Below are 25,572 nucleotides of genomic sequence, written 5' to 3'. Positions count from 1 at the left end.
TTAAAACCTTTTCTTCTTAACATCTTCTAAGATATTATTAGCTATATCACTTACTGTACTAGAAATAATAGCTGATTCATTAGCAATTTCAACATTATCTTTAGTAGTTTGATCAATTTGAGCTACGCTATCATTGATTTGAGTGATACCTGCAGTTTGTTCTTTAATACTTTCTGCCATATCATTGATAGATTGAACAAGTAAATTAGTATTAGCTTCAATTTCTGATAAAGACTTTTGAGTTCTTTCAGCTAACTTTCTAACTTCATCAGCTACCACTGCAAAGCCTCTACCATGTTCTCCAGCACGAGCTGCTTCAATAGCTGCATTTAAAGCTAAAAGATTGATTTGATCTGCAATATCACCTATAATACCTGTAACATTTTTAATCTCTTCAGATTGAGTGATAACATCACTAGTTTTAACTGAAACATTTTGCATAGAAGAAGTGATCTCTTCTAAAGCTGCTGCAGTTTCTTCTAAAGATTGAGCTTGAGAATTTGAAGAAGTGGTTAAGCTTTGAACAGCAGTTTGTAATTTTCCACTTTCATTAGCTAAAGCATTAGCAAAGTCTGAACTTTGTTTTAGCATTTTAACTATTTCATCACCTAAAGCATTAGTAGTTAATTCTACACTACCGCTAGCATTTTCTAATTTATTTCTAAAGTCTAAGCTTTTGTATTCTTCAAAAATTTTATGAATAGCATTCATATCAGAACCTACTCTAGCTTGTAAAACATCAAGAAGTTTATTTAGAACATTTTTAAGTTCAATAAGTTGTGGGTTTCTTGGATTAGCAGTAATTCTTGCTGTTAAATTACCACCTTCTACAACTGATACGGTTTGAACTGATTCTTTAACGGCTTGATTGTCTTGTTCTAAGCCTCTTTTAGTAGCAAGAATGTTTTCATTGATAGCATTTGAGATTTGTCCAAATTCATCATTGCTTTTTACTTCTATAGTAGAAACATTTTTTGTTTTATAGTTGATAAAATCAAAGAATGAAGTTAAACCTGTTTGGATAGCTGCAAGTGGGGAGAGGTATTTTGATACGATGAAATAAAGGAGGATGACGCTAAGAATGCTTGCAAAAACAACAATCACAGTTTGTATAAATGCAATTTTATAAACTGGAGCTTCTATTTGTTCTATTGGCTCTCCAACGCAAGCAGTATAAATTCCAGAAACCTTTGTGCATACAGCAAATCTTTCATTACCATCTTTTGGTCTAGTATACTCAAAAGGTTCAAGATCCTCTTTAGTTTTAGCAAGATTTGCAATAGTACTAATATCATAACCTTGTTGCAAAAGAGTTTTGTCTGTAGAAACAAATACTTTATTTTCTTCATCAAATACAAAAGTTCTACCTGGTAAATTTTCAAATTCAGCTTGCAAATCTGCCGCAAGAATATCTACAGCCAAAACCCCTATAAATTTACCATCTTTATAAAGCGGAATAGAATATGTAAAGCAAGGTAAATTTGTAGTTACATCAATATAAGATGGGGTAATATAAAGTTTATTTGTTTTAACTGCTTCTATATAATACTCTCTTGTTCTAGCATCATAATTATCAGCTTTTCCATAAGTTCCAAAATCTAAATTTTTAGCATCAGAGTCTGGATCGCTTACAACAAGTTCGCCATTTGGTTGAGCAATATAAACTGCTAAGAATCTTCCAGCATCTCTAAAATTCTTTAAATCTTTTCCAACATAATGCATTAAAGCATCTTGACTATCTAACTGTTCTATAGGATGCTTTAAAATACTTTTAGCTAAACTTTCAAGAGCTAAAGAATTTCTTGCCTTAAAAGACTCTATAGAATTTTTAGCCGTTTTAACATAATTTATTTCAGCATTCACAACTTCATGAAAAATTGCTTGCTTTACAAATATAAATGTTACAACACCTAAAATTATCAAACACACTACTGCGATTAAATTTGCAATCAGTGAAACCTTCAATTTTACACTTTTCATAATTTAAGCGCTCCTTTCTAATATTATTTTATAGAGATATCTACATAAAGTTTTAGAATTATAAATTAAAAAATCTAGATTTTTACTTAAATATAAAAGTAATAAAAAATTTTATTTAAATAAAGCTCGTTAGCATATCAAAAAAAAATAAAATTAATATAAAATTATTTTTTATAGATGTTTTAAAACTATTTAACAATATCAAATACATTTTAAGGTGTGATAAAATTCAGGATTATTAAAAGTTGGAGGAAAAGGAACGCTAGCTCTAAATTCTTTATAGGTATTACCCGGGAGTGTGTCTATGATTTCTATAGTATAAGAAACACTTGTATTTTGCATTTTAGCGTTACGGATATTTTTATCATTGAAAATTTCACCTCCTACTTGTTGTTGGTTTAATATGCTAAGTATCAAATAGCATTTTTTGATTTCAAATTTAGTAAGATTTTGAACTTTTCCATTTACTATAACGCTTTCATGTCTTAGATCTCTTGTATAGGTTAGTTTGCTAAGATCGGCTTGAGTGGTGAATTGATTGATTGTCAGAAAAATAGAATATATCAAAAGTGCGGTAAAAATAGTAGCTATGGTATAAGAAATCAAAGCCATTTCTTTTTGTTTGACTTTTAGAAAGATTAAAATACAAATCAAGGCAAAGCAAATAAGTAAAATGATAAAAACTATAATATGAAAAATTGTAAAATGCATTAAAAACACTCCGAAACTAAGCGTATGGTATAGTTATTTTCATAGTTAAAATTTTCAAAAGCAATTCTTTGAAATTGGGTTGCGTTTTTCTTTAGATCTTTAATTTCTCTACTTTTTTGTCTAAAAGGGATAAATTTCTTTTTATATTCTTCTATGATATTATCATTAGGTATTTTATCTGCAAAAATTTTAGCTGTAATTTTACATTCTTTAAAATTATTTTTTGAATTATTTGTAATGTTAAAATCAACAATTAAATCATTTGAGCTTTGTATCATTTTTTGATCTGTAATAGCGATTTTTCGAGTTCTTACTTCATTGTCTATTAGTTTATACCCATAGATATAAACTAAAAAACAAATAATAATATCAAATGCAATAATAAAAAGTGCTGCTATAGGTCTATGGCGTAAAAATACGCAAAGAAGTAAAACACAAGTGAAGAGAAAAAAAACTAATAAAATCAGCATATAATCTACTAAATATAAATGAGTAGTGTAAAAAAGCACAATTTCTCTTAGTTTCTCCACTTGCGTATCCTTTTAGTTTATGTTGGCAGAACTTTGCTTTTTAGCATCTTTGGTATCAACCCAAATGTTTGGCACTGCTCCACCTGGAGTTAAGAAAATTTTAGCATCTTGATTGACTTTTAAGGCTTCATTAAATTCTTTTTGAGTTTCAATTTGTTTTAAATTTAGCAAAGGGGTGTTTAAGCTGTTTGCGATTTCTTTATTAGAATAAGCTTGTGCATCTGCTTCTATCTTAACAGCCATAGCTTTACCTTTGGCGCTGATTATGGTTGCATTTGCTTCCCCTTCAGCTAAAGCAGCTTTTTTTAAGGCTTCTTGATTAGCTCTTTCTACTTCATATTTAGTTCTTTCAGCCTCTTGTTTTGCAATTTGTACGCGTTCGATTTGTTCTTTTACTTTTGAAGGTAAAATAATTTCTCTAAGTTGTACAGCGCGAAGTTCTACAGGTTCGTTTGGTTGGGCTTCTATGGTTTTTCTTATACCTTCTTCTATTTGAGCGGCTATTGTATTACGATTAGTAGGAAGTTCTTCGGCTGTATATTTTCCTACAACACTTCGCACTACATCACGAACAACTGGATCGATAATTTTATTTTCCCAATTTAAGCTCCAAGTAGCTATAGTTTGAGGAACTTGCAGAGGATTTAAGCGGTATTGTACTGTAACATCAATAGATACAGGCAATCCACGAGAGTCAAGCACAGAAATACTATTTTTATTAATAACACCTGAACCTGAAGATAAATTTTCATTACTTCCCTCTATAGAAGCATAGTTGATTTGTCTTACTCTAGTATCGATTATGGTTATTTTTTGTACAAAAGGTAAGAAAAAGTGAAGTCCTGGTTCTAATGGATTTGGGTCATATTTACCTGTTGTTGATTTAATTCCCATTTCCCCAGAATTTATCACCATAAAAGGTTTTGCAACGATTAAAAATAAGATAATAATAATCACCCCATAAATAAATGGAGAGAATTTTCCAAAACCTTTAAAATTAAATTCTGGTGCTTTGAAATTGAAATTTTGACGGTTGTTGTTTCCGTTATTGTTAGAATTTCTATTTTTTTTATTGAAATAATCATTTAAATCAGCTGGCATTTATTTCCTTTTTTAAATATAAGTTAGCATAGATGCGTATTTTTCATTGCGTCCATAAACTACATCAAAATAAGCATCTTGAAGTTTTTTAGTTACAGATCCTCTTAAACCATTTCCTATTATTCTTGCATCAATATTGTTAATAGGTGTGATTTCAGCGGCTGTTCCGGTAAAAAATGCTTCATCAGCAGTATAAACTTCATCTCTTGAAATTCTTTGGCGAAGCACAGTGATACCAAGATCATGAGCTATTTTAAGCACTGTATTTTGAGTAATGCTTTTTAAAGAAAAATCATTTGGAGGTGTGATTAAAACCCCGTCTTTTACAATAAAGAAACATTCTCCTGTTCCTTCTGCGATAAAACCTTCTTCATCAAGCATTAAAGCTTCTTCATAGCCTGCTTCAATAGCTTCAAATTTTGCAATTTGAGAGTTAAGATAATTTGCACTTGCTTTAGCTTTTCCCATGCATGACTTAACACTATTTCTTGCAAAAGACGAAATTTTTACTTTTATGCCTTTTTCTAAACCTTCTTCTCCAAGGTAAGCACCCCATTCCCAAGCTGCAATTCCAACTCTTACAGGAGCTTTTATATGATAAAGTCCCATAACTCCATCGCCTAAGAAAATCAAAGGGCGGATATAGACATTGCTTTTAAAGTTGTTTGCTTTTAAGAGTTCAATTTGTGCATTTTCAAGCTCTTTTTGGGAAAAAGGACAATTTAAAAGAGTAATTTTTGCAGACTCTAAAAGTCTTTTGGTGTGATCTTCAAGTCTGAAAATTGCCAAGCCTTTATCTGTTTTATAGGCTCTAGTTCCTTCAAAAACAGCATTGCCATAATGCAAAGAATGGGTTAAAAAGTGCAAAGTTGCATCTTTAAAATCAACTAATTTTCCATCCATCCAAATTTTATCTGCTGAGATCATTTTTTTACCTTTTATAGTTGTTTATTTCTTAAAAAATATTATTTTAAGAATAAATCGGGATTTTATCAAAAATATACTAACAATAAGCTTTTATTAAATTAAGGTTTTTTGTTAAAAAAAATATTAGGTATTTTTTGAAATAATTATGAAAAATTATCGTTAAAAAGGAGAAATTATGCCATTGGTAAATATTAAATTAGCAAAGCCGTCTTTAAGCAAGGAGCAAAAAGCGGAGCTTATAGCTGATATTACCAAACTTTTAAGCACGAAATATAATAAAAGTAAAGAAAGAGTTGTGGTGGTTTTAGAAGATGTAGAAAATTATGACATAGGCTTTGGCGGAGAAAGCGTTGAAGCTATCAAAGCAAAGGCAATTAAATGAGTTTAAACATAGGAGATAAAGCACCTCAGTTTGAGCTTTTAAATCAAGATGGGGTAAAAATAGCATTAAAAGATTTTATTGGCAAAAAGGTGATTTTGTATTTTTATCCAAAAGATAATACTCCAGGTTGCACTACAGAGGCTTGTGATTTTAGCGCAAATTATGATAAATTTGGTGGTAAAAATGCAGTGATTATTGGTATCAGTCCTGATAGCGTGGCAAGTCATGAAAAATTTATCTCTAAATTTGATTTAAAACATATTTTACTTAGCGATAGTGAAAAAGAAGTTGCTAAAGCTTATGGAGCTTGGGGGCTTAAAAAAAATTACGGAAAAGAATACGAAGGTCTTATTCGCTCTACTTTTGTTATTGATGAAATAGGTAGGATTGCTCAAATTTATAGTAATGTTCGTGTAAAAGATCATGCTTTAAAAGTGCTTGAAAGTCTTTAATGTTGGTGCATATTTGTTGCAGTGTGGATAGTCATTATTTTATTGAAGAACTTAGAAAGACTTATCCTGATGAAAAAATTATAGGATACTTTTATGATCCAAATATCCATCCCTTAAGCGAATACGAACTAAGATTTTTAGATGTAAAAAGATCTTGTGATAAACTTGGTATTAAGCTTTATAAAGGTGAGTATGAGTATGAAAAATGGCTTAATGCTGTGCGTGGTTATGAAGATGAGCCTGAAAAGGGTGCAAGGTGTGAAATTTGCTTTGATGTAAGAATGGGATCTAGTGTTAAATTTGCTGCTAAAATAGGAGAAAAAAAGCTTACTACTACGCTTTTAACCAGCCCTAAAAAAGATTTAGAACAGTTAAAAAATGCTTTACAAAAAGAATGTGAGCCTTATGGAGTAGAGTTTTTAGCTCCTGATTTTCGTAAAAATGGCGGTACTCAAAGACAGTTTGCTTTAGCAAAAAAGGAAATGCTTTATCATCAAAACTATTGCGGCTGCATTTATGGGCTTAAAAAACAAAAACAAGATAAGAATTTTATTGATGAATTAATGTCTCCTGTAAATAAGCAAATTTTACCTGCAAGTATAGAAGCAAGAATAGCTCTTTATAAAAAAGTAGTTTTATGGGAAAAAAAAGGTATAAAATTTGAAATTTTAAGAGAGAAATTTTTAAATTATCGTCTTTTAAGTGCTTTGATAAAATTAGATAAAAAGCCCGTTAAATCTCATATTTTATTTTATTCGCATTTTAAAAACGCTTATACAAGATTTTCTTTGGATGAGGAAAATTTAAAACAAAATTTAAAAGAAGGCTTTTATAGAAGTACTAAAGATGAAATAGTTTTAGTGGAATTTTGGCGTTTTAATGCATTTTTTAAAAACAAATGGAAAAATTTTGAAGATTTTTTAAAAAGACCTTTAAGTGTTCAAGCAGAAATTAAATGGCGTAATAAATTGTTTGGAACTTATAATCTTAGTCCTATTATCATCCTCGAAAATATTTTACCTTCAAGATATGAAGTGATAGCAAAAAGTGAAATTTATCATGATAATCAAGAGGTGCTTGTAAAAATTTAAGAAATTTATTAAGAAAAACTTTTTTGTTAATATAATTTTTAATGATTTTTTTATATAATAAAATTTTTAATTGTTTTCAAGGTTAATTTAATAATGATAGATGTAATGCAAATTCAAGAAATCTTACCACACCGTTATCCTTTTTTACTGGTAGATAAAATTACAGAATTAAAAGTTAAAGAAGTGGTGCTAGGATATAAAAACATCAGTATAAGTGATCATGTTTTTATGGGACATTTTCCAGGGCATCCTATTTATCCTGGAGTTTTGATTTTAGAAGGTATGGCTCAAACAGGTGGAGTTTTAGCTTTTGAAAGTATGGAAGATAAAGTGGATCCAAAAAGTAAAGTAGTTTATTTCACAGGCATAGATGGAGCAAAATTTAGAAATCCTGTGCGTCCTGGAGATAGGCTTGATTATGAAATGAGCGTGGTTAAAAATCGTGGTAATATGTGGATTTTTAAAGGGCAAGCTTTTGTAGATGGAAATTTAGTTGCAGAGGCCGAGCTTAAAGCTATGATAGTGGATAAATAATGAAAAAAATTCATCCAAGTGCGGTGATTGAAGAGGGTGCACAACTTGGTGACGATGTTGTAGTAGAAGCTTATGCTTATGTAAGCAAAGATGCTAAAATAGGTAATAATGTTGTCATCAAACAAGGTGCTCGAATTCTTTCAGATACAACTATAGGTGATCATTCTCGTGTATTTTCTTATGCTATAGTAGGCGATATTCCTCAGGACATATCTTATAAAGAAGAGCAAAAAAGCGGTGTTGTTATAGGGAAAAATGCAACTATTAGAGAATTTGCAACGATAAATTCAGGTACAGCTAAAGGAGATGGTTTTACTCGTATAGGCGATAATGCTTTTATTATGGCTTATTGTCATATTGCTCATGATTGTCTTTTAGGTAATAATATTATTTTAGCTAATAATGCAACTTTGGCAGGACATGTAGAGCTTGGAGATTTTACGGTTGTAGGCGGGCTTACACCTATTCATCAATTTGTCAAAGTAGGTGAGGGTTGTATGATAGCAGGAGCAAGTGCACTTTCTCAGGATATAGTACCGTTTTGTTTAGCAGAAGGAAATCGTGCAAGTATTAGAAGTTTAAATTTAGTAGGTACTCGTCGTCGTTTTGATAAAGATGAAGTAGATAGACTTAGTAGAGCTTTTAAAACTTTATTTAGACAAGGAGATTTAAAAGAAAATGCTAAAAATTTGCTTGAAAATCAAGAAAGTGAAAATGTTAAAAAAATGTGCCATTTTATATTAGAAACAAAGCGTGGAATTCCTGTCTATAGGGGTAAAAATAATGCCTAGAAAATGTAGTTTTTGCAATGAAGTGGAGAATCCACAAAGAAGAATTTTAGCAAATGAAAATGATGATGCTTTTATTTGTGAATATTGCGTTGAAGGTGCTTATAGTATTATTTATGGAGAAGAAAAAGAATTTAAAGAACCTAAACAAAGTTATAATACAGAATTTAAAGATATCACTCCAAAAGAATTAAAAGCTTATTTAGATCGTTATGTCATAGGACAAGATAGAGCTAAAAAAGTTTTTAGTGTTGGAGTATACAATCATTATAAAAGACTTTTTAAAGCTGAACTTCAAGATGATGATACAGAGCTTTTTAAGTCAAATATTTTACTTGTTGGGCCAACAGGAAGTGGAAAAACTTTATTGGCGCAAACTTTAGCTAAATTTTTAGATGTACCTATAGCAATTTGTGATGCAACTTCTTTAACTGAAGCAGGATATGTAGGTGAGGATGTAGAAAATATTTTAACACGTCTTTTACAAGCTGCAGATGGAGATGTGCAAAGAGCTCAAAAAGGTATAGTTTTTATTGATGAGATTGATAAAATTGCCAGAATGAGTGAAAATCGTTCTATTACTCGTGATGTAAGTGGAGAGGGTGTGCAACAAGCTTTACTTAAGATTATCGAAGGAAGTTTGGTAAATATTCCACCAAAGGGGGGGAGAAAACATCCAAATCAAGAGTTTATACAAATTGACACTTCAAATATTTTATTTGTTTGTGGTGGAGCTTTTGATGGTTTGGAAACTATCTTAAAAAGAAAACTTGGAGATAAAGTTGTAGGTTTTTTTGATGATGCAAAAGAAGAAAATAAAGCTTTACTTGAGAAAATTGAACCTGATGATTTGGTGCATTTTGGTTTGATTCCTGAGCTTATAGGTCGTTTGCATGTGATTGCATCTTTAAATGAGCTTAATGAAGAAGATATGGTAAGAATTTTAACTGAACCTAAAAATGCCATTATTAAGCAATATCAAAAGCTTTTTGCTATTGATGGGGTAAATTTAAAATTTGAAGAAGATGCTCTAAGAGCTATCGCACAGCTTGCATTGGAGAGAAAAACAGGGGCTAGGGGGCTTAGAAGTATTATAGAAGAAATGATGGTAGATTTAATGTTTGAGTTACCAGAGTATAAAAACTATGATATTGTAATAACCAAAGAAGTTGTTAAAGACAATGCAAAGGCATTATTAATAAAAAGAAAAATAAGTTAAAAGGATAGAAATGATATTAGATCAACTTATAGGATTTTTTTCTAGTGATATGGGGATTGATTTAGGAACAGCTAATACGCTAGTTTTGGTAAAAGATAAGGGTATAGTGATAAACGAGCCTTCTGTTGTGGCAGTTGAAAGAGAAAGGTATGGTTCCAAAGCAAAAATTTTAGCCGTAGGTAAAGAAGCTAAAGATATGGTGGGAAAAACTCCAGGTAACATCGAAGCTATTCGTCCTATGAAAGATGGCGTGATTGCAGATTTTGATATGACTGAAAAAATGATCCGCTATTTTATAGAAAAAACACATCGTAGAAAAAGTTTTTTACGCCCTAGAATTATTATTTCTGTTCCTTATGGTTTAACTCAAGTAGAAAGAAAAGCGGTAAGAGAAAGTGCTTTAAGTGCAGGTGCAAGAGAGGTATTTTTGATCGAAGAGCCTATGGCAGCAGCTATTGGTGCAAGTTTACCTATACAAGAACCTAAAGGAAATTTGGTAGTAGATATAGGGGGTGGAACTACTGAGATCGGAGTGATTTCTTTGGGTGGACTTGTGATTTCAAAGTCTATTCGTACAGCTGGAGATAAGCTTGATATGAGTATAGTTAATTATGTAAAAGAAAAATACAATCTTATCATAGGCGAAAGAACAGGCGAAGAGATCAAAATCACCATAGGTTCAGCAATACAACTTCCAAAAGAACTTTCTATGGTGGTAAAAGGACGCGATCAAGTAAGTGGACTTTTAAGTCGTATTGAACTTACAAGTGAAGATGTAAGAGAAGCAATGCGTGAGTATTTAAAAGAAATTGCTGATGCTTTAAAAATGGTTCTTGAAATGATGCCGCCTGATTTAGCAAGTGATATAGTAGAAAATGGTGTAGTTTTAACAGGTGGTGGAGCATTGATTCGTGGTTTTGATAAATACTTAAGTGAAATTGTACGTTTGCCAGTTTATATCGCAGATGAACCGCTTTTAGCTGTAGCAAAAGGAACGGGTAAAGCTTTAGAGGAAATTTCATTATTGCAACAATTAACCAATGAAGAATAAGATTTTTTATGTTCTTGTCTTAGCCTTTTTGGTTTTTATATCTTTTTATTATGGAGGACTTATCAAGCAAAATGTTCTCCGTGTTAATGATTTTGTTATAGGTAATTTTTATAATATTAAAGATTATTTGGGAAAAAAAATTTCAGAACACTTTAATCAAGCAAATCAAATTCAGCAACTAAAAGCTAGAAATAAAGAATTAGAAGATATTGCTGTAAAGGTAACTAGTTTTGCAAATCAATTAAATCGTATTTTAGAGGATCAAAATTCTACAAAATATTTACCTCAAGTTTCTTTAACTAGAGTTATTTCTTACGTTCAATTGAATGATTATAAAAAATTATGGTTAGATTGGAGCAAAATTCCAGTTGGTAAAAATCGTGGTTTAATATATCAAGGATATACTGCAGGTATAGCTATTAATAAAAATGGTAGAGCAATGGCTCTCTTACAAGGTGATGATCAGTGTGTTTTTTCTGTTTATATAGGAAAATCCAAAGCTCCAGGTTTAATCCAGGGTGAAGATGGCAGGATTGTGGTTAAATTTATTCCAAAATGGGCAAAAATTAATACCGGAGATGAAATTTTAACAAGTGGACTTGATAATATTTTCTTTTCAGATATACCTGTCGGTATTGTGAATAGAGTTAATGATGAAGATATGTATCAAAGTGTAGAAGTAAAGCCTTATGTTAAGATTAGTATTCCTGCTTATTTATATGTAGTAGATAATTTATAAGTCAAGGATTAGACTTTTTAAAAATTTTCTATATTTTTGCTAATTATTATAACTTTGTTTAATGCTAAAAATTTTGTTAAATTATCAAATAAATGTTTATAATTGAATGAGAATTTTATAAAAAATCTTAAATTTCTTTATGTATTATTTCCTAGATTAAAAGCAGAGTGTTTATTTTTTAAAATTGTATCGATAATTTCAAAGTTTATAAAACTAATTTTTGTTATAATCAGCCCAAATTTATGCTCTTAGGAAAATTTATGCCAAAACGAACAGATATTAAAAGCATTTTACTTATAGGAAGTGGTCCTATTGTGATAGGACAAGCTTGTGAATTTGATTATTCTGGAACTCAAGCCGCAAAGACTTTAAAAGAATTAGGATATCGTGTAGTATTAATCAACTCAAATCCTGCAACCATCATGACAGATCCCGAATTTGCAGATGCGACTTATATAGAACCCATAACAAAAGAAAGTATTTTAAGTATTATTAAAAAAGAAAAAATTGATGCAATTTTGCCAACTATGGGTGGACAAGTAGCGTTAAATGTTGCTATGGAAGTTTATGAAAGCGGACTTTTAGGAGATGTGAAATTTTTAGGCGCAAATCCTGGGGCGATTAAAAAAGGCGAAGATCGTCAGGTTTTTAAAGAATGTATGAAAAAAATTGGCATGGATTTGCCAAAATCGATGTATGCGTATAATTATGATGAAGCTTTAAAAGCTGTAGATGAAATTGGCTTTCCTTTGATGATCCGTGCTTCTTATACTTTAGGGGGTGCTGGAAGTGGCGTGGTTTACAATATGGACGAATTTAAAGAACTTGCCAATACTGCTTTAGCTTTATCACCTATCCATGAAATTTTGATTGAAGAAAGTTTGTTAGGTTGGAAAGAATATGAAATGGAAGTTATACGCGATAGAGCGGATAATTGTATCATAGTTTGTAGCATAGAAAATATCGATCCTATGGGAGTTCATACAGGAGATAGTATTACAATAGCTCCAGCATTAACTTTGACGGATAAAGAATATCAAGTTATGCGTAATGCTTCTTTTGCTATTTTGCGTGAAATTGGCGTAGATACAGGCGGAAGTAATGTGCAGTTTGCTATCAACCCAAAAAATGGAAGAATGATAGTTATAGAAATGAATCCAAGAGTTTCAAGATCAAGTGCTTTAGCTTCTAAGGCAACGGGCTATCCTATAGCAAAGGTTGCGACACTTTTGGCAGTAGGCTTTAGTTTAGATGAGATTAAAAATGATATTACAGGAACTCCTGCATCTTTTGAGCCTGTGATTGATTATATTGTAACAAAAATTCCTCGCTTTACCTTTGAAAAATTTCCAGGAGCAAATACAACTTTAGGTACAGCTATGAAAAGTGTGGGTGAGGTGATGGCTATAGGACGCACTTTTAAAGAAAGTATACAAAAAGTACTTTGTTCGCTTGAGCGTTCTTTAAGTGGTTTTGATAGAGTAAAATTTGAAGATAGAAATGATCTTGTTTTTAAAATTCGCAATGCCAATGAAAAGCGTTTACTTTATGTTGCTCAAGCTTTTAGGGAAGGTTTTAGCGTAGAAGAACTTTATGAGCTTTGTAAAATAGATCCTTGGTTTTTAACACAGATTAAAGAAATTGTAGATTTTGAAGAGCAAATTGATATGGATATTTTAAACAATAAAGCTCTTTTGAGAAAAGCAAAAACTATGGGCTTTTCAGACAAAATGATAGCTTTGCTTGTAAATTTGAAAGATAATTTAGAATTAAGCCAAAATGATATTTATTATGCAAGAATGAAGCAAAAAATCATCGCAGAATTTAGTGAAGTGGATACTTGTGCGGGTGAATTTGAAGCTTTAACTCCTTATCTTTATTCAAGTATCAATGTAAGCGAACTCACTCAAAGTAAAAACGATACTAAGGATAAAAAAGAAAAAAAAGTGATGATTATAGGTGGGGGGCCAAACCGCATAGGACAAGGTATAGAATTTGACTATGCTTGCGTACATGCTTCTTTTGCGCTTAAAGATATGGGTATTAAAACTATTATGTATAATTGTAATCCTGAAACCGTTTCGACTGACTATGATACAAGTGATATTTTGTATTTTGAGCCTATTGATTTCGAACATTTAAGAGCGGTGATTGAGCGTGAAAAACCTGATGGAGTGATTGTGCATTTTGGTGGACAAACTCCTTTGAAATTTGCTAAGCGTTTAAGTGCTTTTGGAGCTAAGATTATAGGTACTAGCTCAAGAGTAATTGATATGGCAGAAGATAGAAAGAAATTTGCCGAATTTATTACAAAGCTAGGTATCAATCAGCCAAAAAATTCTACTGCAACAAGCGTAGAAGAAGCGGTTCTTAAGGCTAGTGATATAGGGTATCCTGTGCTTGTAAGACCAAGTTATGTTTTAGGTGGGCGTGCGATGCGCGTGGTAAATGATGAGGCTGAACTGAGACTCTATATACAAGAAGCTGTGGATGTAAGCGATAAAAGCCCTGTTTTGATCGATCAGTTTTTAGACAATGCTACAGAAATTGATGTTGATGCGATTTGTGATGGCAAAGATGTTTATGTTGCAGGAATTATGGAGCACATAGAAGAAGCAGGAATTCATTCAGGTGACAGTGCTTGTTCTTTGCCGCCTTGCAATATCGATGAAAAAATGCAAGAATTTATTGCACAAAAAACCGCAGATATTGCTTTAAATTTGGGAGTTGTAGGGCTTTTAAATATACAATTTGCTTTACATAATAATGAGCTTTATATGATAGAGGTAAATCCTAGAGCTAGTCGTACCGTACCTTTTGTTAGTAAAGCTATGGGTATTCCTTTAGCAAAAGTGGCAACGCGTGTGATGTGGCAAGGAAATTTAAAAGAAGCTTTAAAATTTTATGATACTTTTAAAGTGGTTAATTTTGATACTAAAATTTTACGCCCTAAAACTCCAAAATATATGAGCGTGAAAGAAGCAGTATTTCCATTTGCAAAACTTAGTGGAAGTGATTTAGAATTAGGTCCTGAAATGCGTTCAACGGGTGAAGTTATGGGTATAAGCAAGGATTTTGCAAATTCTTATGCGAAAAGTCAAATTGCATCGTTTAATCATCTTCCAGAGCAAGGCGTGGTATTTATCTCCTTAAAAGATAAGGATAAAAAATATACCAAAAAAATCGCTGCAGAATATGTAAAGCTTGGCTTTAAGCTTATGGCAACAGGGGGAACTTGCAAGGAAATTTTAGAAAGCGGTTTTGAGTGCGAACTTGTACATAAAATTTCAGAAGGACGCCCCAATGTTGAAGATAAATTGAAAAATGGGGAAATTCACTTAGTTATCAATACAAGCGATAGTCACAGTTTTAAAGGCGATACGAAAAAAATTCGTGAAAATATTATTCGTTTTAAAATACCTTATTTTACAAATTTACGATCAGCTTTAGCAGGTGCAAAATCGATTAAAGCTATACAGAGTAAATCTTGCCTAGATGTAAAGAGTTTGCAAGAGTGGCTTAAATCTTGATTTATTTAGCTCAAACAGATACTACGGTAGGATTTTTAAGTAAAAATTTAGAAGAGATTAATGCTTTAAAAGGTAGAGATAAAAATCAGCCTTGCTTAATCACTTCTGCGAAATTTTGCGAGTTAAAAAGTTTAGCAAGAATTCCAAAATCTTTTAAAAATTTAGTACGTCGTTCTAAAAAAACAACTTTTATTTATCCCAATAATCAGGCCATTCGTATTGTGAAAGAGTGTAAACATGCGAATTTTTTAAGTAAAAATGGCTATTTTTATTCATCTTCGGCAAACAAGCATGGAAAAGAATTTGATGAAGAATGGGCTAGAAGTGTTGCCGATATAATACTTGATGAGAAATTTTTCGAAAATATCCCATCAAAAATATTAAAACTTTCAAAGAATAAAATGATAAAAATACGTTAATTAAAGAGCTTTTAAAATATCTTCAAAAGCAATACAAAATTGCTCTAGGCCATCACTTAATAAATCATTGCAAGCTTTTTCTCGTTCACTTTGAGAAATGATTTGATTAAGTTCTGTATAAATTTCAAAATTCATTAAAGGTTTTTTAAAATGCATTTTTCCTTTAAATGCCTCTATTGCATCAAGAGGAGCAGTATTAACAGAATTCTCAAAAAGAAGTTCTTTGATATAATAGTCTTTTGGCAGATCATCTCCTTTAACTCCGGTGCTTGCAAACAAGGCGCGAATATTAGGTTCATTTTTTGAGTAGATATTGTTATAAGCTAAATTTGCATTTAAAATTCCAATACGATTTTGCTCCTTAGCCTTAGGATTTAAAAGTCTATCAAAACGACTTACAAAAATACTTATAACAGCTTGTGGTGTTCTAGTGTTTTGTTCTTTTAAGGCTATATTGTTTTTTCTAAATTCGACTAAACCTGCATTTAAAGCTTCAAAACATTTTTGACTTTGTTCAAGAGAAAAAATTAAGGTAGCATTGACGCTAATACCATTTTTCATAAGTTCATACATTACTTCATAAGAAGCTTTTGTAGCTGGAATTTTAATCATTATATTTTCTTTGCCAATAGCACTATAAAGTCTTTTAGCTTCACCTAAACTAAGAGTTGTGTTATCATGAAGTCTTGGATCTATTTCAATACTTATAAATCCATCATTTTTTTGATAAAAAAGAGGAGCTAATTTATCAGCTGCTTTTTGAATATCAGAAATTGCTAATTCTTCATAAATATCTTTTGTTTTTTTTTCTTTTAATTTAAGAATTTTATCTTTATAAATTGGAGAATTTAAAATAGCATTTTTAAAAATAGCAGGATTTGAAGTAGCGCCATTAATTCCATGTGATAATAAATTTAAAAATTCATTATCTAAAAAACTATTTTCTATAAAATCACACCAAAGAGAAAAATTTTTCATTATATTACCTTTATTATTTCTTTTAAGTCTTTTATATCTATGCAAATATCAGCTTGAGAACGTAAAATTTCTTTAGCACAAAATGCAATCTTTAATCCACTTTCGTTAAACATTGCCAAATCATTTGCCCCATCGCCAACACACATCACTTCATCTGTTTTCAAATTTAAAAAGCTTTTTAATCGTTGTAGCATTAAGCCTTTTGAATTTGAAAACATCATTTCCCCACCAACTAGCCCTGTTAAAATGTCATTTTTATGATGCAGATAATTTGCAAAACCGAGGTTAATTCCAAGTTTTTGCATAGCAGGATTTATGCCTTCATGAAAACCACCGCTAAAAATAACAATTTGTATATTTTTAGATTTTAAATATTGGATAAGTTCATGTGCTCCACGCATTAGTGGAAGTGTGCTACTTAATTCTAAAACTTTTTTATAAGACATACCTTTTAAAAAGCTTACTCGTTTTTGAAGACTTTCGAAAAAATCAAGTTCTCCAGTCATAGCATGGCGGGTAATTTCGCTTGTTTGATTACCCTTGCCATGCGCTGTAGCTAAAATATCGATGGTTTCACCATCCATTAAAGTAGCATCAAAGTCAAAAACACAAAGTTTAATCATTAAAATTCGCGCTTAAGCAAAGCTTCTACTTTGAGTATAGTTAAGATATTTTCATCTCTTTTTCCTATACCATAAATCATACCTTTGTCTTTAACTAAAGTTTCAGGTGGTGGATCGATTCTGTTTCTGTGAATTTTAATTGCTTCAGTTAATCTATCTATAACAAAACCAGCATTTCCTCCAACTCCAGTTCCATTTGTCTCACCTCTTAAAACAATATATCTTGTTTGAGGTGTCATTTTAGAACTTCCTAAATGAAAGCGTTGAGCTAGATCAATGAGCGGCATAACATTACCACGCATATTAAAAACCCCTAGAACATAATCAGGTACACTAGGAACTCTAGTATATTCTATAGGTTTGATGATTTCTTGTATATTAAGAATTGGAATCGCATATTCCTCATCTCCAACTACAAAGCCAACAAGTTGGATGATATCATCTTCTCTTTGATCGACATCAGGACCAGCCATCTGAGTTTGCTGTTTTTGCAAAATTTGCTCTAATTTTTCATTACTCATATTCTTATCCTAGTTTCAAATTTTTTCTAACCACATTTTCCAAGTATTCTGGAGAATAAGGTTTAGTGATATATTCAGTCATACCCACTTCAACACCTCTTAAACGGTCAGTTTTACTTGTTCTTGAAGTAACTGCTATCAATGGTAAGTTGCGATATTTAGAATACTTTCTAATTTCACCAGCTAAGGTGTATCCATCCATTCTTGGCATTTCGATATCTATAAGCATTGCATCAATATCATGTTCGCCAGATTTTATAATATTCAATGCTTCAACACCATTTGTTGCTTCGATTAAACTAACTCCTAGCGGTTCTAAAGCTTTTTGCATTAAAGTTCTATCCATTTTAGAATCATCTACAATTAAGACTTTATAATCACTTGGTTGTTCTTTAGGTTTTTTCGCACTTGATTCTAATTGCGCTTTAATATCAACTTTAATTTCTTTGGCCATATCCATCATAGCGCCTACATCAATGATTAATGTCACCCTACCATCACCACGGATTGTAGCTCCTGCTATACCTTGGATATTTTGTAAATAATCACCCATGGATTTAATAACTATTTCTTCTTGTCCTACAAGAGTATCTACTATAATACCAAGCTTGCTTTCTGCTACCCCTATAACAACGACATAAGTTTGATCACCGCTTTCAAGGACTTGTTTAACTCCAAATACATCTGAAAGTCTCACAAGAGAAAGCACTTCATCTCTTAAGCGTAATACATTTTTACCTTCGATAGTATAGATATCATCAATTGGCACTCTAACTGTTTCAAGAACGCTTGCAAGTGGAATTGCATAGAATTCCTCTTGAGTTCCTACAAGTAAAGATTGAATGATTGCCAAGGTAAGAGGAATTTTAAGTTTAAATGAACTTCCTTTACCTAACTCACTATCAATTTCAATTACCCCATTAAGTTTTTCGATGTTGGTTTTAACAACATCCATTCCTACGCCACGACCTGAAACATTTGTTACTTTAGCCGCAGTTGAAAAACCAGGCTTGAAAATCAAAGCAAAAGCTTCTTTGTCTGTCATTTGATCTGCTTCTCTTTCGGTAATCAAATTTTTCTCTATAGCTTTTGCTTTTAAGCCATTTGGATCAAGTCCTTTACCGTCATCTGTAATTTCTACAACGATGTGATTGCCCTCATTATAAGCTTTAAGTTGGACTATACCTTTTTCAGGTTTTCCATTCGCTGCACGAGTTGCTGGATCCTCAACACCATGATCACATGAATTTCTAATCATATGCATGATAGGATCGCCAATTTCCTCTACGATAGATTTATCAAGTTCAGTTTCTTCACCTGTAATTTCAAGTTCTATTTGCTTTCCTAATTCACGACTTAAATCACGAACAACTCTTGGGAATTTATTGAAAACTTTTGCTATAGGTTGCATTCTTGTTTTCATCACAGCAAGCTGAACATCAGTTGTAATAATACTTAATTGACTTACAACCTGATTAAGTTCTTCAAGGAATTTTTCTCCTTCATAACGCTCTTCAACATCATCGTAAATTTTAAGCAAACGGTTTTTGCCTAAAACAAGCTCCCCAATTAGATTCATTAAGTGATCTAATCTTTTTACCTCCACGCGTATGGTTTGATCCATACTGCTAGCATTACTACCTGAAGCAGGAACTTTTTTCTCTCCACTTTCCGTAGGTTTATTTGCTGTATTGTTAGTCGGTTTAGGTGCCGCATTTGTTGTTTGTTTCTTTTGTGCGCGACGAGCTTGATCTTCAGCTTTTCTAACTTTTAAAAGTCTTTCTATTTCAGCTTCAACTTCAGAATCACTTAATTGATTAACATCTACTTCAGGTTCTGGAGTAGCTATTTCTTGTTTTGGTGCTTCTAGTTCTGCTTGTGGAGTAGATTTTTCATTTGAATCTGTTGCCACAACAGGAGACTCTCCCTCTGAAATAGCTGTTAATCTTGCGCAAATTGGTTCTATATCCATACCAATAGCAGTATCGTTGCCATTATCACGAATGGAATTAAGTAAAGTTTTCATTCTATCAATAGACTCTAAAACCACATCCATGATATCTGGAGTTATTTTTAACTCGCCATGTCTTGCTTTGTTTAAAACATCCTCCATGTGGTGAGTTAACTTTGTTAAAACATCAAAATTTAAGAAGCTTGATGATCCTTTAACCGTATGTGCAACACGGAAAATTCTATTTAATAATTCTAAATCTTCTGGATTTGATTCAAGCTCTACTAAATCATGGTCGATTTGCTCAACAAGCTCAAAAGCTTCAACCAAAAAGTCTTCAAGTATTTCTTGCATATCTTCCATATTTTACCCCTGTTCTTGAGATTGATGTTTTTTAATAACCTTTGCAATTTCATTGAAGAAATCGCTAGCGTTAAATTTGACAAGATAGCCTTCTCCACCAGCTTCTTGAACACCTTTCTCATTCATAAATTCATTTGATAAAGATGAGTTAAAGACTATAGGAATATCTTTAAATCTTGGATCTTCTTTAATGCGTGCAGCAAAGTGGAAACCATCCATTTGTGGCATTTCGACATCGCTTACTATAATTTTTAAAGTATCGTTTAAACTTTCACCATAAATTTGGCTTAATTCTTCTAATTTGTTTATGCCCTCTACGCCGTCCTTAGCTTCAACAACTTGAAAGCCCATCTGTTGCATCATTTCTTTGACGCGTTTTCTAGCAGTCATGCTGTCATCAAGTATAAGTGCTGTTCCAGTAAATTTTTCTATTTTTCCAAAATCTATATCTGTTTTTGGAGCGTAAATTCCTAAATCTTCAACAACACTTTCAAGATCTAAAATTAGCAACACTTCATCATTTTCAATGCGTGTTACACCTGTAATTTTACCTTTATCTAAAGCACCTGATCCTGTAGAAAAAGTTGCTGGTTCTATATCTTTCCAGTTTATTCTACGAATTCTTTTTGCTTCGTGAACTATAAAACCAATAAGAATATTGCTAAATTCAGTAATAATAACTCTAGGTTTTAGCATAGTGCTTTCTGGCTCAGTGATTTGCATCCATTTGGCAAGATTGACTACAGGTATAACCACTCCACGAAGATCAAAGATACCTTCGATGTAATCAGGTACGCCTGGAAGTTCTGTAAGGCTTGGGATTTTTATAATCTCTCTTACCTTAGAAACATTTACACCATAAATTCCTTCATAGACTTTATCGTGCCCTTGCTTAAAGATACGGAAATCGACAAGCTCCATTTCATTTGAACCCGTTTTCACGATATTTTCATCAAACATTTTGACCCCTCAATTTCTGTTCTCGAAATTTGATTTCTTGCTGATATTCTACTACAAAAAAACTTCTCTTATATGCAAAACTAGCTAAGTTAAGATATTTAATGTTTTCTTTGTTGATTTGATGATTTTGATGATAGTGTCCTTCACATACCCAAAATCCTAAATTTTCATATTTTTCATATCTTTTTTTCGCTAAATTTTCAAAATCTTTTATTTGATAAAAAAGGTTTTTTTTGTTTTGATTTTGAAGAATTTTATTTGAAATAAAATTACGAGTAATAATATTTAAAAAATTCAAAAATACAAGCAAATAATGATTTCTTAATGTTTTCAGAGTAAATTGTAAAAGAGGTGGTAAAAAAATATCTCCGTGAGCTAATTTTATAAAAGCATTATTTAAAACAAGATTATTACCTTTACTTGTATGCAAATTAAGCTTTATGGGCTGCTCTTGTAAGTTAAAAATTTTTACCCTTTTAAAAAAACAAGAAAGATTAAAATCATGATTGCCTTCTAAGTAGATAATTTCAATTTTTAAGGCCAATTCTTCTAAAAGTTCTATGTAAGGTTTAGCAAATTCATGTGTAGCAGAGATTTCGCCTATAAGCAAATCGAAAATATCACCCATAAGTATGAGTTGAGGGGTGGAAATTTTACCTTTTTTTAAGGCTTGTAAAAATTCCCAAAATCCCTTTCTTTGTTCATTTTCATGAGCATCTGCGATTAAAATCGCTCCATTTTGTAGTAAAATTTTTTATCCTTAAAATTTCAAAGGCTCATAATTTATAGAAAGGATTTCAAATTCACTTTCACCTTTTGGCAAACGCACTTTAAAATCATCTCCTTCTTTTTTTCCAAGCATAGCTTTTGCTATTGGAGATGCGATGGAAATATAACCCTTATCTAAATTTCCTTCGCAAATTCCTACTAGAGTATATTTGCTTTCTTTTTCTGTATCCAAATCCATGATCACAACACTTGAACCAAATTTCACACTATCGTGCTCATAGCTTGAAGGATCGATCACTTGAGCTCTTGCTAGCAAGTCACTAAGCTCTGCAATACGACTTTCTATCAAAGCTTGCTTTTCTCTTGCAGCATGGTATTCAGCATTTTCTTTCAAATCCCCATGACTTCTTGCTGTATCGATTTCTATTACAACGGCAGGGCGTTGATTGTCTTTTAAATCTTTTAATTCTGCGGCTAACTTATCATAGCCAAATTGACTCATTGGTTCTTTTTGCATGATTTATCCTTTTATATTTCGTTTAGGATTTTTGCTAAATTTTTAGCACTTCCAAATTGTAAATATTCTTTTAAAAAATCAACTTTAGCAAAAAATGCCTTATAATCATATTTATTGTAAGCTTCATATAAATTTAAAACATTGACTTTATCTTGTAAAAATTCAGGATTTAAAGCTTCTTTTCCAGCGAAATCACAAAAAATATTTGCAAGTCCTATATGTTTTAATTTTACAAAAAGTTTTGCGATAAAAATATCGATAGCCTTTGCCTTATAAGCAAGAACAAAAGGAGTTCCCACTAAAGCTGCTTCTAAAGTAGCTGTTCCACTACAAATAAAGGCAAAATCAGCTTTTTTAAGCACTTTTGGAGTGTTACTTTCTATCTTAAATTCGCTAATATCACCATAAACTTCTAATTTTTCAAGATTAAATGAGGGAACGCAAAGAATTTTTTCACCCTTAAATTTTTGAGAAAGTTCTTTAAAAATAGGCATTAAACGCCTAATTTCACTACGCCTTGAACCTGGTAAAAAGGCTATAGTTTTTTCATCATCTTTTTTTGAAAATGTATGATTAATATCTTCTTGATTTTTAAATTCTTTTATCTCATCTAAAAGCGGATGGCCTATATAGGTGCTTTTGTTAAAAAATTGATTATCAAAGGGCAAAATAGAAGCTAAAATATCAAAATGACTTTCTATGATAGGTATGCGACCTTTTTTCCACGCCCAAACTTGAGGCAAGATATAATAAATGCGTGGAATTTTACTGCCTGCTTTTTTTAAAGCCTTGGCAAAAGGGATATTAAAAGCGGGAGAATCGATACATAAAACTGCGTCCATTGTTTGGCTTAAAGTTAGATTCACTAATTCTTTGATCGCTTTTTTTGCTTTGAAAATCAAAGGTAAAACTTCTATAAAACCCATAGCACTAAATTCATGTGAGCTATAAAGTGGTTTAGAATTTAAATCAAATTCCTTACATAAACTCTCATCATAAATCCCATGAAGTTCAAATTCACCAAAATCTTTTTTATAAGCTTTTAAAACTTCTTTTAAATGCAAATTTGCTGAAGGTTCTAAAGCACAAACTAAAAAGGTTTTCAAAAAATTTCCTTATCAATATTTTAAACATTTTATCTTATTTTGGCTTAATTAAAAGAAGTTATGGAAGAATACACGCTAAAAAGCGTGTATGAAGATTTATTCTCTCCAGCCGTATTTTTTAAAAATTTCTTTAGCTTCCTTAGAACTTAAATAAGCAATAAAATCTTGTGTTTCTTTGCTCGCACCTTCTTTAGCTACCACATTAAAAGTTCTATAAACAACCAAATCTTTTTCTATAGCTACGGCAGTTCCTATATCAGGATTGCTTTTTGACCAGTCAATCCAAGTGATCCAAGCATCGGCTTGATCTTGTGCGAAAAGCTTTCTTGCACTTCCACTATTTGGAACAAAGGCCACGATATTGTTTCTAAAATTTTGTATGGTTTTTATATCTTGAGTTCTACCTATCATATCTTCCCAAACTCCAGTTCCAGAAGTATTGCTCTTTCCAGCACCTTCAGGCACAACGATTCTTACTTTTTTATTAGCCAAATCTTTTAAACCTTTGATTTTTAAAGGATTGCCTTTTTGAGTAAGTATGATGGCTTCTCTAAAATATAAAGGCTTGATTTTACTCACATTAAAATCTTTTCCAAAATCACTCGCTATAGCTAAAGCCGATTGATCTGAAGCGCCAAATAAAATATCTGCATCTTTTTTAGCCTTTTCAAACCAAGTCGCTTGAGGGCCAAAATTTACATTTACTTTAACGCCTGTTTTTTCGCTATATTTGTTTGCTATATCTTTTAAGGCCGTGTGTGGGCCACCTGGTCCGTAAAGGTTTACATCTGCATTTGCCATACTAAAAGCTAAGGCACATGCACCAAATAAAGTAATAATTTTTTTCATAGTATTTCCTTTTATGATAAATTTTTATTGATTGAAGGTAAGATTTTAGAAATTATATGTTAATAAATAGTTATAATGTAACAAAAATATTATTAAAATCTAACTTTTGCTTGGTATTTTTGCAAGCAAAAGTTAAAATTGTTATTGATGCTTCTTTTTAGTGCTAAAATGACATAAAGTAGAACAAAGTATACAAAGAATACAAGCACTAAGGAGCATGATAAGACCAGCATTCCAACTACCATAGTAATCCACAGCCCAACCTATGCTTTTGTTCCAAGCGAAGCGCCGACTACATAACTCATAAAGCCATGAAGTCCTACACAAGATCCTACTGCAAAAGCAGGAACGACTTCCATAGTTTGCATACTTGCTAAAAATTGTGGTATATAGACTAAACACCCCGCCATAGCTGCAAAGAAAATAACCATATAAAGATTATTTGAAGTAAAATATCCAATAATCATAAAGAAAATAATCACCATGGCGCCTATAGCAGGAGGCATTCTATAGCCTTTAAAAATTTTATCTGAAATATATCCTGCAAGTAAAGTAGAAGGTATAGCAGCCCATTCAAAAAGCCAAAAGGCAATACCTATTTGTTCTTTATTAAAGCCTTTTGTTTCTAGCAAGTAAATAGGAAGCCAAGAAATAAGCCCAAAACGCACCATATAAACAAAAGTATCCATCCAAGCGACATACCAAGCATTTTTGTTTTTAAGTACATAATGATAAAAAATTTCAAAACTGCTTAAATTTGGAGTTTCTATAGTTTTGATTTCTTCTGTTTTAATCCCTCGCATTTCATTGATTTCAGTAATATCAACCAAACCTTCATTTTTAGGATTTCCTTTAACTGCATAAAGCGCATAAAGACTAATGATAACTGCACAAGCAGCAGGAGTATAAAAATGATTCATGTGCCAATATGTTTCGTTAAAATTTGCCATACTCACACCCAATAATGCTGCTAAAGCAAAACCTGAAAGCGAAACTATAGGAGCAACTATCCCGCCTCCTATATTATGTGAGATATTCCAAACGGCCGTGTAAATTCCCCGCTCTTTTTTAGGATACCAGTTTGCAAGAGTGATAAAAGAAGGACCTACCCCCATACCTTGAAAAACCCCAAGCGCGATAACAAAACCTACATAAGCGTAAAAAGAATTTGAAAAACCAAGTAAAACATTTACAAGAGCACATAAAATAAGACCTAAAGCCATGTATTTTTTAGGACCAGCTTTGTCGCTTATAACGCTCATTGCACCCTTGCTAATCCCGTAAGCTATAAGCATTGAGCCTGTGATTGTTCCGATGTCTGATTTACTGAGATTAAGTTGATTTTGTATAAATGGAGTTGAAAGAGTGATATTATTTCGCACAAGATAATATCCCATATATCCTATAAAAACCCCACTTAAACTCCAATTTCTCATTTTGTAATATCTAGGTAAAATTTCCTAAAGAGAAAATTTAATAGCTTTTGCCTTAGGTTTGAAAAAATCAAACATATTTAAACCA

At 31.7% G+C, this 25,572-nt stretch carries 25 protein-coding genes; 10 read left to right on the top strand and 15 right to left on the bottom strand.

Going from position 1 to position 25,572, the window contains the following annotated elements:
• From AJ882_RS07745 to ilvE, 5 genes are all read right to left on the bottom strand, one after another.
• Positions 1-1,980 carry a methyl-accepting chemotaxis protein gene (locus AJ882_RS07745; protein ID WP_014517177.1) on the bottom strand — a complete coding sequence of 660 codons (1,980 nt, stop codon included), beginning with the start codon at positions 1,978-1,980 and terminating at the stop codon, positions 1-3.
• A gap of 201 nt (positions 1,981-2,181) precedes the next feature.
• Positions 2,182-2,691, bottom strand: a complete 510-nt coding sequence (locus AJ882_RS07740; protein ID WP_002867731.1) for a DUF2393 family protein — start codon at positions 2,689-2,691, stop codon at positions 2,182-2,184.
• On the bottom strand, positions 2,691-3,221 hold the full coding sequence (locus AJ882_RS07735) for a DUF2393 domain-containing protein (RefSeq protein WP_002867732.1): 531 nt from the start codon (positions 3,219-3,221) through the stop codon (positions 2,691-2,693). Before AJ882_RS07735 ends, AJ882_RS07740 begins: the two co-directional genes overlap by 1 nt.
• Positions 3,222-3,233: 12 nt before the next feature.
• On the bottom strand, positions 3,234-4,322 hold the full coding sequence (locus AJ882_RS07730; RefSeq protein WP_002874129.1) for a prohibitin family protein: 1,089 nt from the start codon (positions 4,320-4,322) through the stop codon (positions 3,234-3,236).
• Between the two features lie 12 nt (positions 4,323-4,334).
• Positions 4,335-5,249, bottom strand: a complete 915-nt coding sequence (gene ilvE / locus AJ882_RS07725; protein WP_002878924.1) for a branched-chain-amino-acid transaminase — start codon at positions 5,247-5,249, stop codon at positions 4,335-4,337.
• 175 nt (positions 5,250-5,424) lie between these two features.
• On the opposite strand from ilvE, the gene AJ882_RS07720 reads away from it, so the two are divergent.
• The 10 genes from AJ882_RS07720 to AJ882_RS07675 all read left to right on the top strand — a co-directional run bounded on the left by AJ882_RS07720 (position 5,425) and on the right by AJ882_RS07675 (position 15,454).
• The gene (locus AJ882_RS07720) at positions 5,425-5,631 is read left to right on the top strand and encodes a 4-oxalocrotonate tautomerase family protein (RefSeq protein WP_002826901.1); all 207 of its coding nucleotides are present in this window, start codon (positions 5,425-5,427) and stop codon (positions 5,629-5,631) included.
• A complete protein-coding gene (gene bcp / locus AJ882_RS07715) occupies positions 5,628-6,083 on the top strand; it encodes a thioredoxin-dependent thiol peroxidase (protein WP_002876230.1) in 456 nt (151 codons plus the stop codon). Before AJ882_RS07720 ends, bcp begins: the two co-directional genes overlap by 4 nt.
• The gene (locus AJ882_RS07710) at positions 6,083-7,174 is read left to right on the top strand and encodes an epoxyqueuosine reductase QueH (RefSeq protein WP_002876228.1); all 1,092 of its coding nucleotides are present in this window, start codon (positions 6,083-6,085) and stop codon (positions 7,172-7,174) included. Before bcp ends, AJ882_RS07710 begins: the two co-directional genes overlap by 1 nt.
• A 93-nt stretch (positions 7,175-7,267) precedes the next feature.
• The gene (gene fabZ / locus AJ882_RS07705; RefSeq protein ID WP_002857452.1) at positions 7,268-7,708 is read left to right on the top strand and encodes a 3-hydroxyacyl-ACP dehydratase FabZ; all 441 of its coding nucleotides are present in this window, start codon (positions 7,268-7,270) and stop codon (positions 7,706-7,708) included.
• Positions 7,708-8,499 carry an acyl-ACP--UDP-N-acetylglucosamine O-acyltransferase gene (gene lpxA / locus AJ882_RS07700; RefSeq protein WP_002859836.1) on the top strand — a complete coding sequence of 264 codons (792 nt, stop codon included), beginning with the start codon at positions 7,708-7,710 and terminating at the stop codon, positions 8,497-8,499. The genes fabZ and lpxA overlap by 1 nt, the downstream gene beginning before the upstream one ends.
• Positions 8,492-9,715, top strand: a complete 1,224-nt coding sequence (gene clpX / locus AJ882_RS07695; protein ID WP_002874131.1) for an ATP-dependent Clp protease ATP-binding subunit ClpX — start codon at positions 8,492-8,494, stop codon at positions 9,713-9,715. The genes lpxA and clpX overlap by 8 nt, the downstream gene beginning before the upstream one ends.
• Before the next feature lie 10 nt (positions 9,716-9,725).
• Positions 9,726-10,766, top strand: coding sequence for a rod shape-determining protein (locus tag AJ882_RS07690; RefSeq protein ID WP_002857495.1), 1,041 nt, complete (start codon positions 9,726-9,728; stop codon positions 10,764-10,766).
• Positions 10,756-11,505, top strand: a complete 750-nt coding sequence (mreC, locus tag AJ882_RS07685; RefSeq protein ID WP_002859838.1) for a rod shape-determining protein MreC — start codon at positions 10,756-10,758, stop codon at positions 11,503-11,505. The genes AJ882_RS07690 and mreC overlap by 11 nt, the downstream gene beginning before the upstream one ends.
• A 260-nt stretch (positions 11,506-11,765) precedes the next feature.
• Positions 11,766-15,035 carry a carbamoyl-phosphate synthase large subunit gene (carB, locus tag AJ882_RS07680; protein ID WP_002867736.1) on the top strand — a complete coding sequence of 1,090 codons (3,270 nt, stop codon included), beginning with the start codon at positions 11,766-11,768 and terminating at the stop codon, positions 15,033-15,035.
• Complete coding sequence (locus tag AJ882_RS07675; protein ID WP_002851686.1) at positions 15,032-15,454, top strand: hypothetical protein; 423 nt, start codon at positions 15,032-15,034, stop codon at positions 15,452-15,454. Before carB ends, AJ882_RS07675 begins: the two co-directional genes overlap by 4 nt.
• On the opposite strand, the gene AJ882_RS07670 is transcribed toward AJ882_RS07675, so the two are convergent.
• From AJ882_RS07670 to AJ882_RS07625, 10 genes are all read right to left on the bottom strand, one after another.
• The gene (locus AJ882_RS07670; RefSeq protein ID WP_002851728.1) at positions 15,455-16,432 is read right to left on the bottom strand and encodes a transaldolase; all 978 of its coding nucleotides are present in this window, start codon (positions 16,430-16,432) and stop codon (positions 15,455-15,457) included.
• Positions 16,432-17,055 (bottom strand): phosphoserine phosphatase SerB, encoded by a 624-nt coding sequence (gene serB / locus AJ882_RS07665; RefSeq protein WP_002851598.1) that lies wholly within the window; start codon positions 17,053-17,055, stop codon positions 16,432-16,434. Before serB ends, AJ882_RS07670 begins: the two co-directional genes overlap by 1 nt.
• A complete protein-coding gene (locus tag AJ882_RS07660) occupies positions 17,055-17,576 on the bottom strand; it encodes a chemotaxis protein CheW (protein ID WP_002826355.1) in 522 nt (173 codons plus the stop codon). The genes serB and AJ882_RS07660 overlap by 1 nt, the downstream gene beginning before the upstream one ends.
• Before the next feature lie 4 nt (positions 17,577-17,580).
• Positions 17,581-19,890 (bottom strand): chemotaxis protein CheW, encoded by a 2,310-nt coding sequence (locus tag AJ882_RS07655; protein ID WP_002859840.1) that lies wholly within the window; start codon positions 19,888-19,890, stop codon positions 17,581-17,583.
• A gap of 3 nt (positions 19,891-19,893) precedes the next feature.
• Positions 19,894-20,850, bottom strand: a complete 957-nt coding sequence (locus AJ882_RS07650; RefSeq protein WP_002851778.1) for a chemotaxis protein — start codon at positions 20,848-20,850, stop codon at positions 19,894-19,896.
• Positions 20,843-21,601 carry a UDP-2,3-diacylglucosamine diphosphatase gene (locus AJ882_RS07645; RefSeq protein WP_323469532.1) on the bottom strand — a complete coding sequence of 253 codons (759 nt, stop codon included), beginning with the start codon at positions 21,599-21,601 and terminating at the stop codon, positions 20,843-20,845. The genes AJ882_RS07650 and AJ882_RS07645 overlap by 8 nt, the downstream gene beginning before the upstream one ends.
• A gap of 9 nt (positions 21,602-21,610) precedes the next feature.
• A complete protein-coding gene (gene greA, locus AJ882_RS07640) occupies positions 21,611-22,096 on the bottom strand; it encodes a transcription elongation factor GreA (protein WP_002858660.1) in 486 nt (161 codons plus the stop codon).
• An 11-nt stretch (positions 22,097-22,107) separates the two neighbouring features.
• A complete protein-coding gene (gene lpxB / locus AJ882_RS07635) occupies positions 22,108-23,202 on the bottom strand; it encodes a lipid-A-disaccharide synthase (RefSeq protein WP_002867737.1) in 1,095 nt (364 codons plus the stop codon).
• A 96-nt stretch (positions 23,203-23,298) separates the two neighbouring features.
• On the bottom strand, positions 23,299-24,051 hold the full coding sequence (gene peb3, locus AJ882_RS07630) for an AcfC family glycoprotein adhesin PEB3 (RefSeq protein WP_002854295.1): 753 nt from the start codon (positions 24,049-24,051) through the stop codon (positions 23,299-23,301).
• A 263-nt stretch (positions 24,052-24,314) separates the two neighbouring features.
• Positions 24,315-25,487 (bottom strand): MFS transporter, encoded by a 1,173-nt coding sequence (locus AJ882_RS07625; RefSeq protein ID WP_002867739.1) that lies wholly within the window; start codon positions 25,485-25,487, stop codon positions 24,315-24,317.
• Positions 25,488-25,572: the final 85 nt, after the last annotated feature.

This window comes from Campylobacter sp. BCW_6461 (assembly GCF_001762735.1).
GTDB lineage: Bacteria > Campylobacterota > Campylobacteria > Campylobacterales > Campylobacteraceae > Campylobacter_D > Campylobacter_D jejuni.
The sequence above is the reverse complement of the archived record's forward strand: the minus strand, read 5'-3'. Positions and strand labels throughout refer to the sequence as shown.

Excerpts from the sequence above, each read along its gene's own strand:
- AJ882_RS07745 (WP_014517177.1), bottom strand. The coding sequence starts at position 1,980 with ATGAAAAGTGTAAAATTGAAGGTTTCACTGATTGCAAATTTAATCGCA.
- AJ882_RS07740 (WP_002867731.1), bottom strand. The coding sequence starts at position 2,691 with ATGCATTTTACAATTTTTCATATTATAGTTTTTATCATTTTACTTATT.
- AJ882_RS07730 (WP_002874129.1), bottom strand. The coding sequence starts at position 4,322 with ATGCCAGCTGATTTAAATGATTATTTCAATAAAAAAAATAGAAATTCT.
- ilvE (WP_002878924.1), bottom strand. The coding sequence starts at position 5,249 with ATGATCTCAGCAGATAAAATTTGGATGGATGGAAAATTAGTTGATTTT.
- AJ882_RS07720 (WP_002826901.1), top strand. The coding sequence starts at position 5,425 with ATGCCATTGGTAAATATTAAATTAGCAAAGCCGTCTTTAAGCAAGGAG.
- bcp (WP_002876230.1), top strand. The coding sequence starts at position 5,628 with ATGAGTTTAAACATAGGAGATAAAGCACCTCAGTTTGAGCTTTTAAAT.
- AJ882_RS07710 (WP_002876228.1), top strand. The coding sequence starts at position 6,083 with ATGTTGGTGCATATTTGTTGCAGTGTGGATAGTCATTATTTTATTGAA.
- fabZ (WP_002857452.1), top strand. The coding sequence starts at position 7,268 with ATGATAGATGTAATGCAAATTCAAGAAATCTTACCACACCGTTATCCT.
- lpxA (WP_002859836.1), top strand. The coding sequence starts at position 7,708 with ATGAAAAAAATTCATCCAAGTGCGGTGATTGAAGAGGGTGCACAACTT.
- clpX (WP_002874131.1), top strand. The coding sequence starts at position 8,492 with ATGCCTAGAAAATGTAGTTTTTGCAATGAAGTGGAGAATCCACAAAGA.
- AJ882_RS07690 (WP_002857495.1), top strand. The coding sequence starts at position 9,726 with ATGATATTAGATCAACTTATAGGATTTTTTTCTAGTGATATGGGGATT.
- mreC (WP_002859838.1), top strand. The coding sequence starts at position 10,756 with ATGAAGAATAAGATTTTTTATGTTCTTGTCTTAGCCTTTTTGGTTTTT.
- carB (WP_002867736.1), top strand. The coding sequence starts at position 11,766 with ATGCCAAAACGAACAGATATTAAAAGCATTTTACTTATAGGAAGTGGT.
- AJ882_RS07670 (WP_002851728.1), bottom strand. The coding sequence starts at position 16,432 with ATGAAAAATTTTTCTCTTTGGTGTGATTTTATAGAAAATAGTTTTTTA.
- serB (WP_002851598.1), bottom strand. The coding sequence starts at position 17,055 with ATGATTAAACTTTGTGTTTTTGACTTTGATGCTACTTTAATGGATGGT.
- AJ882_RS07660 (WP_002826355.1), bottom strand. The coding sequence starts at position 17,576 with ATGAGTAATGAAAAATTAGAGCAAATTTTGCAAAAACAGCAAACTCAG.
- AJ882_RS07655 (WP_002859840.1), bottom strand. The coding sequence starts at position 19,890 with ATGGAAGATATGCAAGAAATACTTGAAGACTTTTTGGTTGAAGCTTTT.
- AJ882_RS07650 (WP_002851778.1), bottom strand. The coding sequence starts at position 20,850 with ATGTTTGATGAAAATATCGTGAAAACGGGTTCAAATGAAATGGAGCTT.
- greA (WP_002858660.1), bottom strand. The coding sequence starts at position 22,096 with ATGCAAAAAGAACCAATGAGTCAATTTGGCTATGATAAGTTAGCCGCA.
- peb3 (WP_002854295.1), bottom strand. The coding sequence starts at position 24,051 with ATGAAAAAAATTATTACTTTATTTGGTGCATGTGCCTTAGCTTTTAGT.
- AJ882_RS07625 (WP_002867739.1), bottom strand. The coding sequence starts at position 25,487 with ATGAGAAATTGGAGTTTAAGTGGGGTTTTTATAGGATATATGGGATAT.